Here is a 16223-nt window from a genome sequence, read left to right on the forward strand (position 1 = left end):
AAATTCTCACTTAAAGCAATGTGGATTGTGCGATAGTCTTTTTAAACGGAAGGTACATACTATGAATACACGAATTGCAATTGTGACGGGAGCCACCTCCGGCATCGGAGAAGCCACTGTCCGAAAACTGATTGAAGTCGGCATGCAGGTGGTTGGAAACGGACGTACGCGTGAAAAACTCGCCACCCTCGAGAAAGAGCTGGGAAGCAACTTCTGCGGCGTAGCCGGTGATGCCGGCGATGAAAAAGTGATTGACCAGCTGTTTGCGGAAGCGCAGGAACATTTTGGCGGCGAAGCCAATCTGGTTGTCATCAATGCGGGCCGAGGGCTCGGTGGATCAGTTACCACTTCTGACCAGTCCCAGCTAGACGACCTTTTGAACGTTAATGTTAAAGGAGCAGCGCTGCTGATGCAGAAAGCCGCCCTGAAAATGGTGAAACAACAGGAAAAAGGCTTTCCAAAGTCGGCGGCAGACATCGTCATTATCGGATCCGTAGTCGGTCGCCACATCTCACCTTTCAGCGCGGTATATGGCGCGTCTAAGTTTGCAGTCCATGCCCTGGCAGAAGGATTGCGCCGCGAAGTCGGCCCGAAAGGTGTCCGCGTATCACTGGTCCAGCCGGGCATCGTCATCAGTGGATTTCAGGACGTGGCAGGCTACAGCGATGAATTAGTGCAGGGGTTTCATGACAAATTCGGCCCGTTGCCGACTGCCGCGGATATTGCAGATGCAATCTGCCATGTGACCACACTGCCGCCTCACATTAACATCAGCGACATTGTTGTCCGACCAACACGACAGGAATATCCGTAAAAACGTTCTGGCAGGTTCCGGTCAGCGCCTGCGGCGGGACGGAACCGAGAGCGTTCCATTAAAAAACTCAATAATATGCCCTTTTTCGACCAGCCATCGAATGGGGTTGAGAATTTCATGAGCTCTCTCTGAATCTTTTTCCGCACCGGGACGCAGTCCTTCCACCAGCTGCAACCGGGTTGAACCGGGATGATCAGCCAGAAACTCGAGAATAGCCCGGATTGTATCCACTGCCGCTTCCGGCGCGATGGGATCCGGCTTCACCGCGGTAATAAAATTAATGTTTTTCCCCGCCTTAAACGTATAGAGGTGAAGGTGCCGGAATGCCGCGCGCATGGCAAATGCGAGCGAAATCGGGAAACGGCTTTCCTGCTGCCAGGCTTCGCGCACCATCCGGATCAGATTGTAGTCTTTAATTCTGCGGGCGAGAGAGGATGGCAACACCGCGCGGGTCACTTCCTCAATCTCAGCTTCGGCGATATGGGTTTTCACATACTCTTCAGCCTGCAGCAGTGAAAACTCTTTGCCGCCGTCTTTGAGGCGGTAAACCGTTTTTTTAGAAGCGTCCTGCTTCCACTGCTCGATCAACTCTTCGTCGCGAACCGTCTGTACTTTTTCCTTAAAGCGCTCAAACGGCATCCCGGCATAACTGGTGCGGTGGATTTCTGCCAGACGATCGGTATAGCTGTGATGATTCGGCGGCCCGATCAGAATGTCGTCAATTTTTCCAATCATTGGAAAAACTCCGGACGGCGTTTCAACTTCGATCTCCTCAATCTCGAAAAAATCCTCCAGATGATTGTCCAGCAGCTGCCGCAACAGCACATCGCGATCGGTTGCAACCATTTTGGAGCGTTTCCCCTGATACAGCTTGAAGTCTTCAGCACCCGGCTCGACTTCCAGCTTCACCAAATGGCCGCGCGGGTCGGACAGGAAAATATGCGCAAGATCAATCAACGGATAGGCACGTTTGGAGTGATGAATCTGGCGGACCAGCGACGATAATCGTTTCTGTTCCGGCAGGAACTTAATCGTCACCGGAAGGTCCACTTTGGCCGACCGAGGGCGAACCTCCCGAGGCTTCCTGTCATGATGGGATGGAGGTCGCCGACCGGAACGCGGAGAGCTGTCTCGGCGCTCCCGGCGCTCGCCACCGCGACGCGGCGGGCGGCCCGAGCGCTCCTCAACGGCATGATAGTGGTTTTCACCCGGCTTTTTCTTTGCCCATTGGGGCACGAAGTTAAGATCGAGGAGAATATCCTCGTCAGGCCGGCCGGCATTTGTCCTCGTTGTACTGTGTTCAGACATGGCAAAACCTTTTGCTTTCAGACTCCATTAGTATACGCTTTCCAAGGTTTGGAAAAGTAAAAACCTGTCAGAGGACTATGAATACACAAGAAATCAACGATAATCTGGAAAAATACTCATCGGCAATCACTCTGTCGGACATGGAAATTTTTGTATTTCCGGAACTTCTGTACGCTCTGGTGCTGGCCAACATCATGAGCCCGCGGGTCTGGGTATGGCGCGATGACCCCTGGTTTGAAAAAATTGATAAAATGTCACCCAGCAAAAAAGTCAACCGGCTCAAGCAGTACATCATCGACCACTACGAATTTAATCTCGACCTGGACACGTGGGGTTTGACGGATCAGCAGACGGAACTCAAACGTTTTGCCCCGTTCATGAACCGGGAAACCATCAGCGGCTCCAACGCCCTGTTCGGCTACGAGGGAGACAAACATTACTTCGATCTGGATATCCGCCGCCATTTCGGACTCGAAAAATACAACGATACCATCATTCCTTACTGGAAGACTGAAACGGTCGAAGCCATGGATGCATTCTGCCGCAAAGAAAATTACCGGCTCGGCGCCGGAGAATGCGTCTCTCTCTCAACCCTCTACGCAGCCGCACTTTTTATTATCTGCAAGATACCGCTCGAAGACATCTTTCTGATGGCCACTCCGCTCCACTCTCAGAATTTCATTGCCTACAACGGCGGCTTCCTGACCAACAACCGGCGCATTGTAACCAAAAACATGTGGTTCAACGGAACCGAGCTGACCGACAAGGCTCAGCGCGCGCTGCGCAATGAGCAGATTACCATGGTCATGAACAACACCGGTATCGTGCACAGCGTTTATGATGAAATGAGCATGAATGCCGATGAATACGAGCGATTCAAACAACAGGTCGGCGACTATCTCACCTCGCCGATCACATTTGAAATTCTCGCCAACTTCCTCCGCCAGCACTCGCGATACCAGACCTGTTTCCAGATTTGTCGCGACTGCCACGGCAAAAAGCAGTGGATTCCCGCAGAGCGCGCCTATGCATATGAACACGCCGGACCGTATAAAGTAAGCGATAACACCCGTGACAAACTGCTCGCCGACATCGACTGCGACGAGTTCTACTGCGAACCGATGAGCGACCGCATCTGCCTCAATCGCCTCGAAGAGTTCTTTCACAACAACCCGATCGAGCATTACGACAGCCAAAGCATGATGGAACTCGGCAAAAAACTCGAATGCACCAGCGAGCATAAAAATGAAATGCTCTGCGCCCTGGCCGGATTTGTTCATCTGGATCCTGAATTTCCAGACTCCGGAAATAAAATTTCCAAACCTTGGAAAAAGCTGGAACTGACACCGCAAATGGACCGCGAGGAAATGATTGCGTACGTGGAATCAATGCGTTCCGAAAACCCATCAGCCGATCTGTCGTTCTATGCCCTGCGCGACATGAGCCGCTGCGAATGGACCCCATTCCTCAAAGCCGCCACCGAACGCAATCCAGTCTGCATCGAGGAAACTAAAGAAATCAGCGACGAGGAACTTTTCCAAATCCTGGAAAAAATGGAAACCCAATCCATCTATGACGAGTCCCGCATTGCCCAGCCGGACGAAGTTTGGAACTTCCAAACCGGGGACGGTCTCGAAAAGGCCATTCTGCTTTCCAACGTTTGGAAAAACCGGCATCCGGACGAAGACGTTCAACTGGAGATTCAGCCCGACCGGGTCAAGTTTTCCTCCGCCGATCGAACCATTATGTTTGAATCCTCAAAGGGTCTGACAAAAAATATAACCCTTTAGGGGTTGCGATCTTTACTCAAACCGGGATGATACCCGGCTTTCGGAAGGGCCTGAACGGGTTTCAGGCCCTTCTTTTTTTTATTTTGAGCGGGGATTTTTTATGTTGGATTTTTTTCAGAAGAAACACGGAACATTCAAAAATGATATCCTTTCGGGCATCACGGTCGCGCTGGCCCTTGTGCCGGAAGCAGTCGCTTTCTCTTTTGTGGCCGGGGTTGAACCGCAGGTCGGGCTTTTCTCGGCATTTATGGTCGGACTGATCGCCGCCGTTTGCGGCGGACGTCCCGGAATGATCTCCGGCGCAACCGGCGCAGTTGCGGTGGTTATCGCTCCGCTGGTAGCCAGCCATGGCGTGGAATACCTTTTTGCAGCAATTATTATGGCCGGAATCATTCAGGTGGCTGTCGGACTTCTGCACTGGGGAAAATTCATTCGGCTGGTGCCCCACTCGGTCATGCTCGGGTTTGTGAACGGCCTTGCAATCATCATTTTCCTCTCGCAATTTGAAGCCTTTAAAACGGAAACCGCCGACGGCCACCATATATGGATCACGGGAATGCCGTTATTTACGGTACTGGGGCTGATCGCCCTGACAATGGCGGTAATTCATTTTCTTCCCAAACTCACAAAAGCCGTTCCGGCAGCGCTGGCCGCAATTGTTATATGCACACTCGCTGCAATGGGACTGGATCGTGTCGGGCTTCACACCCCGACCGTTGCGGAAATGGCCGGCGGATCAATTGCCGGCGGATTCCCTCCGCTCCATATCCCCAACATCCCGCTGGATTTCAAAACCCTGAAACTTCTTCTTTCGTTTGCTGCACCTGTTGCTGCAGTTGGGCTGATTGAATCCTTAATGACCCTGACCCTGATTGATGAAATCACCGGAACCCGCGGACGCGGCAACCGGGAGTGCATCGGACAGGGCTCCGCAAATATCCTGAGCGGACTGTTCGGAGGAATGGGAGGCTGTGCAATGATTGGACAGTCCATGATCAATATCAGCTCCGGCGGACGCGGACGCACCTCCGGCATCACCGGAGCGGTCGGCCTGCTGATGTTTGTTCTGTTCGGTTCCAGTCTGATTGGTCAAATCCCGACTGCGGCATTAACCGGCGTTATGTTTATGGTTGTGATAGGAACCTTTGAATGGACTACGTTTCGTATTCTGCACAAGATTCCAAAAGCGGATACGTTGGTTATCCTTGCCGTATCGATTATCACCGTTTTCACAAACCTGGCTGTCGCTGTCGCCATTGGGATCATTATCAGCGCACTGGTCTTCGCGTGGAAAAAAGGAAAAAAAATCGACTGCGACACGTACATTGACGAACACAGCACCAAGGTTTACAAACTCAATGGAGCATTATTCTTCGGCTCCGTACACAGCTTCAACCAGCTGTTTACACCGGAAGATGATCCATCTGAAGTCGTCATCGACTTTATGCGCTCTCGAGTATACGACCACTCCGCACTCGAGGCGGTTCACAAACTGACTGAAAAATATGCCTCCAGCGGAAAAAACCTGCATCTGCTCAATCTGAGTAAAGAATGCCGGGACTTGCTTGGAAGAGCAGATGGAGTTGTTGAGGTCAGCGTGATTGAAGATCTGGATTGGCATCTTGCGGTCGATCAGCTGGCCTGATTGTAAAAGCAGCACAGCGTCCGCACTGGTGTCCGGACAGAGAGGACTTACTCCTCTCCCAAAAGCTCCTGAACCATTGAAGCCAGCTCTTTCAGCATGAAAGGCTTGGTGAGGCAACGTGCCGCACCCAGCTCCTTGGCATCGCGCAAATATGTTTCAGGCCCTTCCTGGGCTCCGCCGCCGGAAATAGCAATAATTTTGATCTCCGGATACATGGACTGGATATTGGAAATCAGCTCAAGACCGTCGATATCCGGCATTACAATATCAGTTACAACCAGGTCGACCCCACCAATGGATAATTTTTCAAGAGCTTCGTTCCCTCCGGAAGCAGTAAGAACCTCATAACCAAGTTTTAAAAGCATTTCTTTCAGAATGGTTATGATCCCTGTTTCGTCATCAACAACTAATATTCGAGCCATCTTTTCCCCCTCGTGCGTAGGTACATTAACACGAAAGAATGAACGCCGACAACATGTTTAACTGCCGGTTTATAAGTCCCGATTTGGCAAAATGAATGTTTTTTTGAAATCAGGGTGGACAACAAAAAAAATTCGGGTACTGTACTCGTTCCCTTTTGAAAACGGTGGGGTACCGAAGCGGTCAAACGGGGCAGACTGTAAATCTGTTGGCTCAGCCTTCGAAGGTTCGAATCCTTCCCCCACCACCATTTTAAATTCAGAAATCCCATTCGATCCGAATGGGTTTTTTGTTATAGTTCAGCTGATGAGTAGAGATCCACAATTTGACTTCTGGTACGCCGTAAACAATACGGAGGTCGTTGCTGTTCCACAAAACCGCCTTGAAACCTTCGGCACGACGATGGTGAATTATTATCTCATCAGTGAACTGATGGATTCCATAGATAAGGTCCGTGTGCGTGAAGGCAAACTGAAAGCCTACCGCCCGGAAATCATTACACCGCCCACCATTACCGACGAGATGCTCGAAGGGTTTGGGGCCGAGGCTCAGGAATATGCAGACTGGCTGAAAAAACACGCCAATGACATGCAGATGCTGAAATACGGCTTTAAGGTTCAAAAAAAAGAAATCAACGACTACATTCTAAGCGATCCGCTGGATACAGTCGTCAACCGAGTCAAAGAAGATCTCAACGACCGCAACGACCCAATGGCGGCTGTCTTGGTCGGTGTCGACCGTCCATGGGAAGTCTGCCTGCTCAAGCTGATGGTTGAACTGGTACAGGGATCCGCCTACGGAAACATCCAGGAAATCCAGCAGTTGCATCGCGACCAGAAAGCGCAACTGCATCAGAATATCGAAAAAGCATTTCTCGATGCCTCGCGCGACTCGTCGAAACTGCCGGCACTGGCAGAAATGCTTAAGGATCACGGACTCTTCAAACGCTACGAAGACCGTTTCTTTGCCGCAGTGCGCGCATCTCAGAAATAAAGACTGCTGGTTGACTCAAAAAACCAATGACAGCCGATCGAGAGCCGCCAAACCGATTCGGCGCAATTTTTTCCGGCGTGTCAACGACGGTTGTTCGCAGCGCTCCTCTGAATGCTCCAAACACTTCGACAGCAGGCCAAGAATGTGATTCGGCATGAGCCCTCCGCGCGTCTTAAAAATGGAAGCGGAAGATTTCCAAGCATTGGAAAAAGTGTAAGATAGCCTCCTGTCGAAATTACGGGCTTTTATGAAAAAAATATTTTTGATTATTGCACTGGGCATGCTGACGGTTTCGGGATCCGTTTCTGCAGAACCTCTACCATCTCAACCTGAAGTACCGCACAGGATCACATTGCCACAGGCAATGATTCTCGGAATCATCGAAGGCCTGACTGAATATCTTCCTGTCTCCTCAACCGGACATCTGATCCTTGCTGCTGAGGCAATGGGTCTGGGAGGCTTTGCTCATGACGAAAACAACGAACTGATCCATGGCCCCCTTGGCCCGATCATGGCCCCCAATCCGGCAGTCAATGCATTCAATATCGTAATTCAGATCGGTGCCATCCTCGCGGTTACCGGGATTTACTTCAAACGAATCAAGGAAATGAGCCTCGGCCTGATCGGAAAAAACAAAGACGGTCAAAAACTGCTGATCAATCTGATCGCCGCCTTCATACCGGCCGCCGTGTTTGGCCTGCTGTTTGAAGGCATCATTGAACGATACCTGTTCAGCCCCCTGACCGTGGCCATCGCACTCGCCGTCGGAGGCATTGCCATGCTGGCCACCGTAAAGCTCTATAAACGCGATAATAAACACGTTCGGGACATCCATGACATAACGATTTGGTGTGCACTCATCATCGGTATGGTGCAGTGCCTGGCCATGTGGCCGGGAATATCGCGCTCAATGGCGACAATCCTCGCGGGACTTTGCGTCGGGCTCAGCATGACTGCGGCCGCGGAGTTCAGCTTTCTGCTGGCTCTTCCGACTCTGGGCGCGGCAACTGTTTATAAAACAATCACGCAATGGGATGCGCTAGCCAGCACCGTTGGCCTGGATTCTCTGATTACCGGAATATTTATCAGCACCATCGTGGCGGCCTTCAGCGTTAAATTTCTGATCCACCATCTCACGCGGCATGGTCTCGGACCATTCGGCGTTTATCGCATCGCGCTGGCGGCGGGAGTGCTCTACTACTTCGCAGGCTGAACCGCATCCACCTCGACCTCGAACAGCAGATCATCACGACAAACGTCAGCATGGGAAATTGCCAGCGGGAAACGAGGAATCTTCAGCTCGGCGGCAACCTGTTCGTAAATCGGCAGGTAATCCATATTTTTAAAATAAGCAATCCCTCGAAAGAGATCCCCCCATCCCATACCGCGGGATTCGAGAATCGCATGCACCACATCCAAAGTAAGGCGAATCTGCTTTTCAGGATCATCGAGATAAACCGTTGCACCCTCCGGGTCAATACTTGCCGTCCCTGAAATCAGCAGATTCCTGTGGGTCGGATAGACCATTTCAACAGCACGGCTGAATGAGCTCTTGTAATCCAACGCGGGATTCTGCAGAGGAGAAACCACTTCATAAATCTTCAGCACATCATTTTTCGGTTTCACAGCCAGCACATCCATCATAATCGCCGCGTCAAACTGGTTCCCCGCACCAATTCCAGTACTCGCCGGAACCATATGGTCAAAAATGCCGGTTTCATTGAAATACTGCGTGCGAACCACATTGAAGTCATCATACCACTCAAGCAGGTTGTCTAGATAAATCCAGGTGCGAACCGTATCCGTGAATTTAAACCCGTTCAGCTTCAGGGCGGCATCCATGGTCTCAAAAGCCGACCGTGTCTGCTCCATGCGGGATGCAGTAAGATCCTGAGGAATCACGCCGCGCAATCTGCAATACTTTGCATGATCATCTTCATAAGTGAACCCCATATCGCGACCATTAAAATGAATAGGTTGCGGGTTGATTCCAGAAAGCGCAACGCCCTGCATGGAATAAATATCGCCGCATTCGCAGGCATCGCCCTGAAGCCACACAACCGGCCAGTCCGACGGTTTGGCATTTTTGCAAAACTCATCATAATGCTCTGTCCCGGCAAAAACAAACTGGCTGAGAATGGTCGCATCCCGATCCTGCGCCGCCAGACAAAGACCGCGATGCATTTCAAGCGTATTGCAGGATTGCACCGCAATGCAGTGTTCTGCGTGTTTTTTCAGCTTCAAAGAAGCCGTTTCTGTATCACAATGGGTCTTCAAAATCTCAGCGCTCACTCAACGGTCCTCCAAACTACGGTTTTTACTCCAAGAGATGTTCTCAGCCGAATATCAAACCATAACGGATAAATATTAAACTTATTGCAACAAAACTTACGGATTGTACGCAATCGCAACCTGTAACGCACTCAAAAAACAGGATTTCCAACACAATCATCACCCCGGTAAAGCTTTTGCTTTTCCGGACCGTCGGATCTGTTAACAATAGCCGCTTATGAAACAGAACTCCCACACTATCAAACTCACTTCCGATCAGCAGAAAAAACTGATTTCTCTGCTGCAGAATCCTAAATACAAACAGGTCGAAGTCCCTTACACCCAAATCGCCGTTGCCACCGACAACTGCCGCATCAATCTGTACACCTCCGGAAAATGTCTCATTCAGGGCAAAGGGGCCGAGGACTGGATCACATTCACCTTGGAACCCGAAATCACCGGCGAAGCCCGCCTCGGCTACGAAGCCGTCCACGATCCTGAAAGCATAAAACCGCACATGGGAATTGACGAAAGCGGAAAAGGAGATCTGTTCGGCCCCCTGGTCATCTCTGCAGTCTACACCGACGAAAAAACAGTCGAAACCCTCAAGGAGCTCGGCGCCCGAGACAGTAAACGTATCTCCAGCGACCGCGTCGCCCTGCAGATCGCTTCCGATATTCGGAAACAGCTCGAAGGCAAATACACCATCGTTACTCTCGGTCCGGAAGCCTATAACCGCATGTATAACAGCATGAAAAACGTCAACCGCGTACTCGCATGGGGCCACGCCCGCGCCATCGAAAACCTGCTCGAAAAAGTTCCGGACTGCCCGCGCGCGCTTTCCGATAAATTCGGCCCGACCCACCGCATCGAAAGCGCACTGATGAAAAACGGTAAAAAAATCAAAATGGATCAGCGCACCAAAGCGGAATCCGACCCCGCTGTGGCCGCCGCCTCCATTCTGGCCCGCGCCGGATTTCTAAACGCTTTGCGCAAAATGGAAAAAGAATTCGGCATCGAAACCATTCCGAAAGGATGTTCTGCAAAAGTCAAACAGATCGCCACTGAACTGGTTGCTGCAAAAGGCCCGGGAATCCTTCCGAAAACCTGCAAATGCCACTTCCGCACAGCCGAACAGGTCCTTCAGGCCAACGGCTACTCCCGCTCCGACCTGCCCTCTGCCTGACTTTCTCACACCCTGAAAAACATCGGCCGGTTTCCAAATTCTGGAAACCGGTCTTTTTTTGCCTGTCACGCCCTTCATGATTTCCTTTGCAGTATTTTTTATGCTGTTTTTTATTCTATTAGAACTTATATCTGGTAATATCTCTGAATAAAAAGGAGCCGAACATGCATTGCAAATCGATTCAACCGGCAGACCTAACGAGCAGTCTTGCCCGTTTCTGGCAGGTTTCTGCGCGAAAAATGGAGCTCATCAACCGGGAATACGATTCAACTCAGGGATCGCCGGTCTTCACCGTCAAAGGCAAATACACCACCCGCGGCTGGACCGAATGGACCCAGGGATTTCAGTACGGCTCCGAAATTCTCCAGTTCGACGCCACCGACGATTTCAAATGGTTGGCAACCGGGCGCAAAAACACCGTCGAAAAAATGGCCCCGCACGTCACCCACTTCGGCGTGCATGACCACGGCTTCAACAACGTCAGCACCTACGGGAACCTGTTGCGCCTGATGAATGAAGGCCGCATTCCTGAAAACGAATGGGAGCGTAATTTCTACGAAATGGCCCTCAAAGCCTCCGGCGCTGTGCAGGCCCGCCGCTGGACCGCCCTGCCCAACGACGGCTATATTTATTCCTTCAACGGCCCGCACTCGCTTTTTGCAGACACCATCCGTTCACTGCGCGCACTGGCCGTCGCCCACCAGCTCGGACACTCCTTCATGGGTGAAAACGACGCAAACGTCAGCCTGCTCGGACGACTGATCGACCACGCGAAAACCACCGCCGACTACGCCGTCTTCTACGGAGAGGGCCGCGACGCTTACGATGTGCGCGGGCGCACCGCCCACGAAAGCATTTTCAACCTTAACGACGGCGCTTACCGCTGCCCCAGCTCGCAGCAGGGTTTCTCTCCGTTCACCACCTGGACGCGCGGCCTCGCGTGGATCATGACCGGCTCCGCCGAACAGCTTGAGTTTTTCCAAACCTTGGAAAATGCAGAATTCGAACCGTTCGGCGGGCGCGAAGCTGTTGAAGCCGTCCTTCTGAAAATGGCCAAAGCCACCTGCGATTTCTATATCAAAAACTCCGCCGCCGACGGCGTGCCGTACTGGGACACCGGCGCTTCCAGGCTTTGGAAACTCGGCCCGGACTATCTCGACAGACCGGCCGATCCGTTTAATGATGCCGAACCGGTCGACTCGTCCGCCGCCGCCATCGCCGCGCAGGGTCTCATCCGCCTTGGCAATCATTTAAATGACGAACGCTACCTGCAAGCCGGCCTCACCGTTCTGCGGACGCTGCTCGAAGAGCCGTATCTCAGCACGGACGAAACCCATCAGGGCCTGCTGTTGCACTCCGTGTATCACCAGCCCAACGGATGGGACTACATCCCCGAGGACCAAAGCGTTCCGAGCGGCGAATCAAGCATGTGGGGCGATTACCACCTGCGCGAAGCCGCCCTGCTTGTTCAGCGCATGGCCGACAGCAAGCCCTACTACAAATTTTACATGTAACCCAAAAGGAGTAGACCATGACCATTGGAGACCTGAAGGAAATCAAAGGCCGCACTTATCCTGCCCAGCGCCTGACGCAGAATCTCGTCGGCGGCGCATCGCCCGTTAAATGCAAAAATTTTGCCATGGGTTTTGTGACTCTCGACCCGAACGGCGGACAGGTTCCTTGGCATAATCAGGAACAGGAAGAAGTCTACTTTGTCGTCTCAGGAAAAACCGAAATGTGTCTCGGCAAGGAACGCCGCGAAATGTGTGCCGGCCAGATTGTTCAAATCCCGTCTGGCGTCTATCACCAAATGACCAACATCGGCGATGAACCGGCAACCTTTATCTATGTGTACGGCCCGGCCGGCGACGTAGACCACTGGAAACAGGAACTGGCCGGAACACTGCCCAAAGCCGGAATTGATGTCCCCGCCCTGCCGGAAGGCGCTCACCCGCAATGCACCGATATGCCCGAAGGCGGACCAGTCATTATTTAAAACCTGAAAGGAGTTTCACCATGGATATTAAACGCATTGGCATCATCATGAACGGCGTAACCGGACGCATGGGAACCAACCAGCATCTGGCGCGCTCCATCACCGCGATCATCAAACAAGGCGGCATTCAAATCAGCAATGACCTGACCCTGATGCCTGACCCGATCCTCACCGGCCGCCGCGACTACGCGCTCAAAGCACTCGCTGAGAAGTACGGAAACGAAGCGCGCGGCGAAGCTTACAAATACACCACCGACGTACAAGGAGCACTCGACGGAAAATACGGCGACTACGAAATCTTTTTCGACGCCTCCGGCACGCTGCAGCGCGCGGGCTTCATCGAAATGGCCGTTAAAGCCGGCAAAGCCATCTACTGCGAAAAACCAACCGCCGTTGAAACTAAAGAAGCCGTTCGCCTTGCCAGGCTCGTTGACGAAGCCGGTCTAAAAAACGGTGTTGTTCAGGACAAGCTGTGGCTGCCCGGCTTCCGCAAACTCAAAATGCTGCAGGAACTCGGCTTCTTCGGCAAAATCCTGTCCGTCAAAGGCGACTTCGGCTACTGGGTCTTCACCGGCATGGAAACCGACCAGCCCGCGCAGCGCCCGAGCTGGAACTATCGCGCGGAAGACGGCGGCGGCATGATGATCGATATGTTCTGCCATTGGCGCTATGTGATCGACAACGTCTTCGGACCGATCAAAAGCCTCGTCGCCTACGGCAAGACCGACATCGACGAACGCCGCGCCGAAGACGGAACGTCGTTTAAAGCCACCGCCGATGACTCCGCCTATGCCATGTTCCTGCTCGAAAACGGAACCATGGTTCAGTTCAACAGCTCATGGTGCACCCGTGTGCGGCGCGACGACCTGCTGACTGTTCAGGTTGATGGATCAAAAGGCTCTGCCGTCGCCGGCCTGCGCGAAGTCAAAACACAGTCCGCCGCCAACACGCCGAAGCCGGTCTGGAACCCCGATGTTCCCCAGCCGATCAACTTCTACGGCGCGTGGGAAGACGTCCCCAACAACATTGAATACGACAACGCATTCAAAATTCAGTGGGAAATGTTCCTGCGCCACGTCGCACTCAACGAACCATGGAAATACACGCTGATGGAAGGCGCAAAAGGTGTTCAGCTGGCCGAACTCGGCATAAAAAGCTGGAAAGAACGCACGTGGGTCGACGTCCCCGAACTTTCCTGATCTTACCCTTTATCCACAAGCCGGTTTTCCAAATATTGGAAAACCGGCCCTTCCTTGCTTCCCGGGCCTTGTTCAAAAAAACAAATCCTGCTAGCGTAAAAAACATGGACCGCATAACTATCAAAGACCTTTCCCTTCGCTGCATCATCGGCCTGTATCCTGAAGAACGGGATAAAAAACAGGATGTCATCATTAATGTAGTGATGGATACTGACCTTAGCGCCGCCGGCAAAAGCGACGACCTCAACGACACTGTCGATTACAAAACGATCAAGCTGAGCATTCTGGACTTTGTCGAAAAGAGCAGCTTTAAGCTGATTGAATCGCTCGCCGAAGGCGTGGCCGCAATCTGCCTGAAAGATGCCAAGGTTCAGAGCGCCACCGTAACCATCGATAAACCCGGCGCCCTGCGATTCTGTAAAAGCGTTGCCGTGGAAGTGACTCGATCACGCACAGCTTAGAGCGGAGCTTGGAAAAAGAAAACGTCCGGATTTTCCAGTGGATGGAAAACCCGGACGTTCTGTTTCCAAAGCATGGAAATACGCAATACGTTTTACTCTTCAAACACACCCATGGCGCGGAATTTTTCGTAGCGCCCGGCTTTGAGCTGATCACCGGAGAGCTCTTTCAGTTCGCTGAGGTTGCGCAGGATTGCGGCTTTAAGATTATCCGCAATCGCCTGATGATCTGTGTGGGCACCGCCTTTGGGTTCTGGAATAACTTCGTCGGCGAGTTTTCGTTCAAGCAGATGCTGCGCGGTAATTTTCAGGGCGTCGGCGGATTTGTCGGCATAAGCGCGATCCTTAAAGAGAATAGCGGCACAGCCTTCCGGGGAAATGACGGAATAATAGGCGTGTTCCAGAATCAGGATTCGGTCGCCGACTCCGATGCCCAAAGCACCACCGGAACCACCTTCCCCGATAACCGTGACAATTACCGGGACCTTCAGGTTGAACATTTCACGGATATTCACAGCCAAAGCTTCAGCGATGTGGCGTTCTTCGGATTCCAGTCCGGGAAAGGCCCCGGGAGTATCGATGAGCGTAACAACCGGAATATTGAACTTATCGGCCAGTTTCATCAGGCGCAGCGCCTTGCGGTATCCTTCGGGATAAGCACAGCCGAAGTTGCATTCGAGATTGCTTTTGGTGTCACGCCCCTTCTGGGAGCCAAGAATCATCACCTTCTGGCCGTCGACCTTGGCGAATCCACCTATGATTGCACGATCGTCAGCATGAATACGATCGCCATGGATTTCCACAAAGTCGGTGGTCATGTTCCGGATATAATCCATGGTATAAGGCCGCTCGGGGTGGCGGGCAACCTGAACCTTCTGCCATGCGGTCAGATTGCTGTAGATCTGTTCCCGGGTGCTTTTGATTTTTTCCTTCATGCGCTCAATCTCATGAGACACATCGATATCCTGCTCTTTGCTGAATGCTTCCAGCTCATGCAGTTTATCTTCAAGATCAAGAACAGGTTTCTCAAAAGGAAGTGTAAAAGGGGGCATGGGGGCTCCTCGTGTTATAAATTCGTTAGGCCGGCTATTGAAACCAAAGATTTACGTTCGTGCAACAGCCATTTCTTGCAACCTTCATAGGAGATCCACAGCGGACTACTCCTGGATCACCACTTTGGTTCCGCGCGGAATCAGCATGAAAACCTCTTCAACATCTTCATTCAACATGCGAATACAGCCATTGCTGGTTTCTCCACCGATACTGTCACGGGCCGACGTTCCATGAATACCAAACCCTTTGAGCTCCGGGCGGGCCTTGTCTTCAAATGACATCCAGCGCGTACCAAGAACATTTCGCGGATCACCAAATTTTACGATTCCCCCGCTCGGCGGGGTCCAGTCCGGATTTTCCTGATGCACAACCGTGAAGAACGTTCCGACCGGGGTCTTCCCGTAGCGGCCGACACCGACGGCGTACCGTTTAAAGAGCTGTCCATTGATGGTCAGGTCCAGCTTGCGATCGGACTTATCGACCTCCACCAGAAACGGAGCCGCCGGCACGAAAAGACGGGCTCCGGGATAGATCAGGTTCCCTTCAATGCCATTCATTTTACGAAGCAGATCGACGGTTGTACCGTTTTTGCGGGCAATGCGATCCAAAGAATCGCCAGGCTGAATCACATAGGTTTTCTTATATTCCGACGGAATCTCAGATAAGAACAGCTTTACATTGACCCGCCCCTGCACCCGAAGCGCATTCATCGCCAAATCCGGATCCTTTGACTTTTCAACCACTTCGCCGAACAGAGCAGATGCCCGAGCCAGCTTGCCGGCGCTCAGCTGAGCCTGAGCCTCATCATAAAGGCGCTGTACATCCTCAGAAGCTCCGGGCGCTGTTGCGGCGGCTGAAGCTTTCGGGGTCGACACAACCTTCGGGGTCGATGCAATCTTCGGGGTCTCGGAAGCAACCGTAGACGACGCCGGGGTTTCAGTAATTGTCGGTTTTTCCTCCGGCTCAGGCCGTTCCAGCCACCACCAGACTCCTCCGCCCACCAGAGCGGCGATCAGCAGCACCGGCAAAAGGAAGCGTAAAGGGTTGCGGTTGCGCTCTCCGTAGGGTCTTACATAAATATCAGCCATTG

The 16223-nt window shown here is 52.3% G+C and carries 15 protein-coding genes and 1 tRNA gene; 11 read left to right on the plus strand and 5 right to left on the minus strand.

Features of this window, described 5'->3' with window-relative positions; translation table 11 throughout:
- Positions 1–61 precede the first annotated feature (61 nt).
- Complete coding sequence (locus GT409_RS14445; RefSeq protein WP_160629762.1) at positions 62–814, plus strand: SDR family oxidoreductase; 753 nt, start codon at positions 62–64, stop codon at positions 812–814.
- A 21-nt stretch (positions 815–835) separates the two neighbouring features.
- On the opposite strand, the gene GT409_RS14450 is transcribed toward GT409_RS14445, so the two are convergent.
- Positions 836–2122: a hypothetical protein gene (locus GT409_RS14450; protein WP_160629763.1), complete on the minus strand. Its 1287-nt coding sequence runs from the start codon at positions 2120–2122 to the stop codon at positions 836–838.
- 77 nt (positions 2123–2199) lie between these two features.
- Between GT409_RS14450 and GT409_RS14455 the strand changes: the two genes are divergently transcribed.
- Positions 2200–3912 carry a hypothetical protein gene (locus GT409_RS14455; RefSeq protein WP_160629764.1) on the plus strand — a complete coding sequence of 571 codons (1713 nt, stop codon included), beginning with the start codon at positions 2200–2202 and terminating at the stop codon, positions 3910–3912.
- 100 nt (positions 3913–4012) lie between these two features.
- Positions 4013–5557 carry a SulP family inorganic anion transporter gene (locus GT409_RS14460; RefSeq protein WP_160629765.1) on the plus strand — a complete coding sequence of 515 codons (1545 nt, stop codon included), beginning with the start codon at positions 4013–4015 and terminating at the stop codon, positions 5555–5557.
- Positions 5558–5604: 47 nt separating this feature from the next.
- Here GT409_RS14460 and GT409_RS14465 read toward each other — a convergent pair whose 3' ends face one another.
- A complete protein-coding gene (locus GT409_RS14465; protein ID WP_160629766.1) occupies positions 5605–5979 on the minus strand; it encodes a response regulator in 375 nt (124 codons plus the stop codon).
- A gap of 163 nt (positions 5980–6142) precedes the next feature.
- Here GT409_RS14465 and GT409_RS14470 point away from each other — a divergent pair.
- From GT409_RS14470 to GT409_RS14480, 3 genes are all read left to right on the plus strand, one after another.
- Positions 6143–6227 (plus strand) — tRNA-Tyr (locus tag GT409_RS14470).
- A gap of 56 nt (positions 6228–6283) precedes the next feature.
- Positions 6284–6970, plus strand: coding sequence for a hypothetical protein (locus GT409_RS14475; protein ID WP_160629767.1), 687 nt, complete (start codon positions 6284–6286; stop codon positions 6968–6970).
- 247 nt (positions 6971–7217) lie between these two features.
- Positions 7218–8183 carry an undecaprenyl-diphosphate phosphatase gene (locus tag GT409_RS14480; RefSeq protein ID WP_233231569.1) on the plus strand — a complete coding sequence of 322 codons (966 nt, stop codon included), beginning with the start codon at positions 7218–7220 and terminating at the stop codon, positions 8181–8183.
- On the opposite strand, the gene GT409_RS14485 is transcribed toward GT409_RS14480, so the two are convergent.
- A complete protein-coding gene (locus tag GT409_RS14485; RefSeq protein ID WP_160629768.1) occupies positions 8168–9262 on the minus strand; it encodes a RidA family protein in 1095 nt (364 codons plus the stop codon). The genes GT409_RS14480 and GT409_RS14485 overlap by 16 nt on opposite strands.
- A 217-nt stretch (positions 9263–9479) precedes the next feature.
- On the opposite strand from GT409_RS14485, the gene rnhC reads away from it, so the two are divergent.
- The 5 genes from rnhC (at position 9480) to folB (ending at position 14083) form a co-directional block, all read left to right on the plus strand.
- Positions 9480–10427 carry a ribonuclease HIII gene (gene rnhC, locus GT409_RS14490; RefSeq protein ID WP_160629769.1) on the plus strand — a complete coding sequence of 316 codons (948 nt, stop codon included), beginning with the start codon at positions 9480–9482 and terminating at the stop codon, positions 10425–10427.
- A 164-nt stretch (positions 10428–10591) separates the two neighbouring features.
- Complete coding sequence (locus GT409_RS14495; protein ID WP_160629770.1) at positions 10592–11941, plus strand: glycosyl hydrolase; 1350 nt, start codon at positions 10592–10594, stop codon at positions 11939–11941.
- Positions 11942–11958: 17 nt separating this feature from the next.
- Positions 11959–12423: a cupin domain-containing protein gene (locus tag GT409_RS14500; RefSeq protein WP_160629771.1), complete on the plus strand. Its 465-nt coding sequence runs from the start codon at positions 11959–11961 to the stop codon at positions 12421–12423.
- A gap of 20 nt (positions 12424–12443) precedes the next feature.
- On the plus strand, positions 12444–13622 hold the full coding sequence (locus GT409_RS14505) for a Gfo/Idh/MocA family protein (protein ID WP_160629772.1): 1179 nt from the start codon (positions 12444–12446) through the stop codon (positions 13620–13622).
- A 104-nt stretch (positions 13623–13726) separates the two neighbouring features.
- Positions 13727–14083 (plus strand): dihydroneopterin aldolase, encoded by a 357-nt coding sequence (folB, locus tag GT409_RS14510; protein WP_160629773.1) that lies wholly within the window; start codon positions 13727–13729, stop codon positions 14081–14083.
- A gap of 92 nt (positions 14084–14175) precedes the next feature.
- Here the strand turns inward: folB and GT409_RS14515 are convergent, their stop codons facing one another.
- Both GT409_RS14515 and GT409_RS14520 read right to left on the minus strand, forming a co-directional pair.
- Complete coding sequence (locus tag GT409_RS14515; protein WP_160629774.1) at positions 14176–15132, minus strand: acetyl-CoA carboxylase carboxyltransferase subunit alpha; 957 nt, start codon at positions 15130–15132, stop codon at positions 14176–14178.
- A gap of 105 nt (positions 15133–15237) precedes the next feature.
- On the minus strand, positions 15238–16221 hold the full coding sequence (locus tag GT409_RS14520; protein WP_160629775.1) for a L,D-transpeptidase family protein: 984 nt from the start codon (positions 16219–16221) through the stop codon (positions 15238–15240).
- Positions 16222–16223 lie beyond the last annotated feature (2 nt).

Source organism: Tichowtungia aerotolerans, from assembly GCF_009905215.1.
Lineage (GTDB): Bacteria > Verrucomicrobiota > Kiritimatiellia > Kiritimatiellales > Tichowtungiaceae > Tichowtungia > Tichowtungia aerotolerans.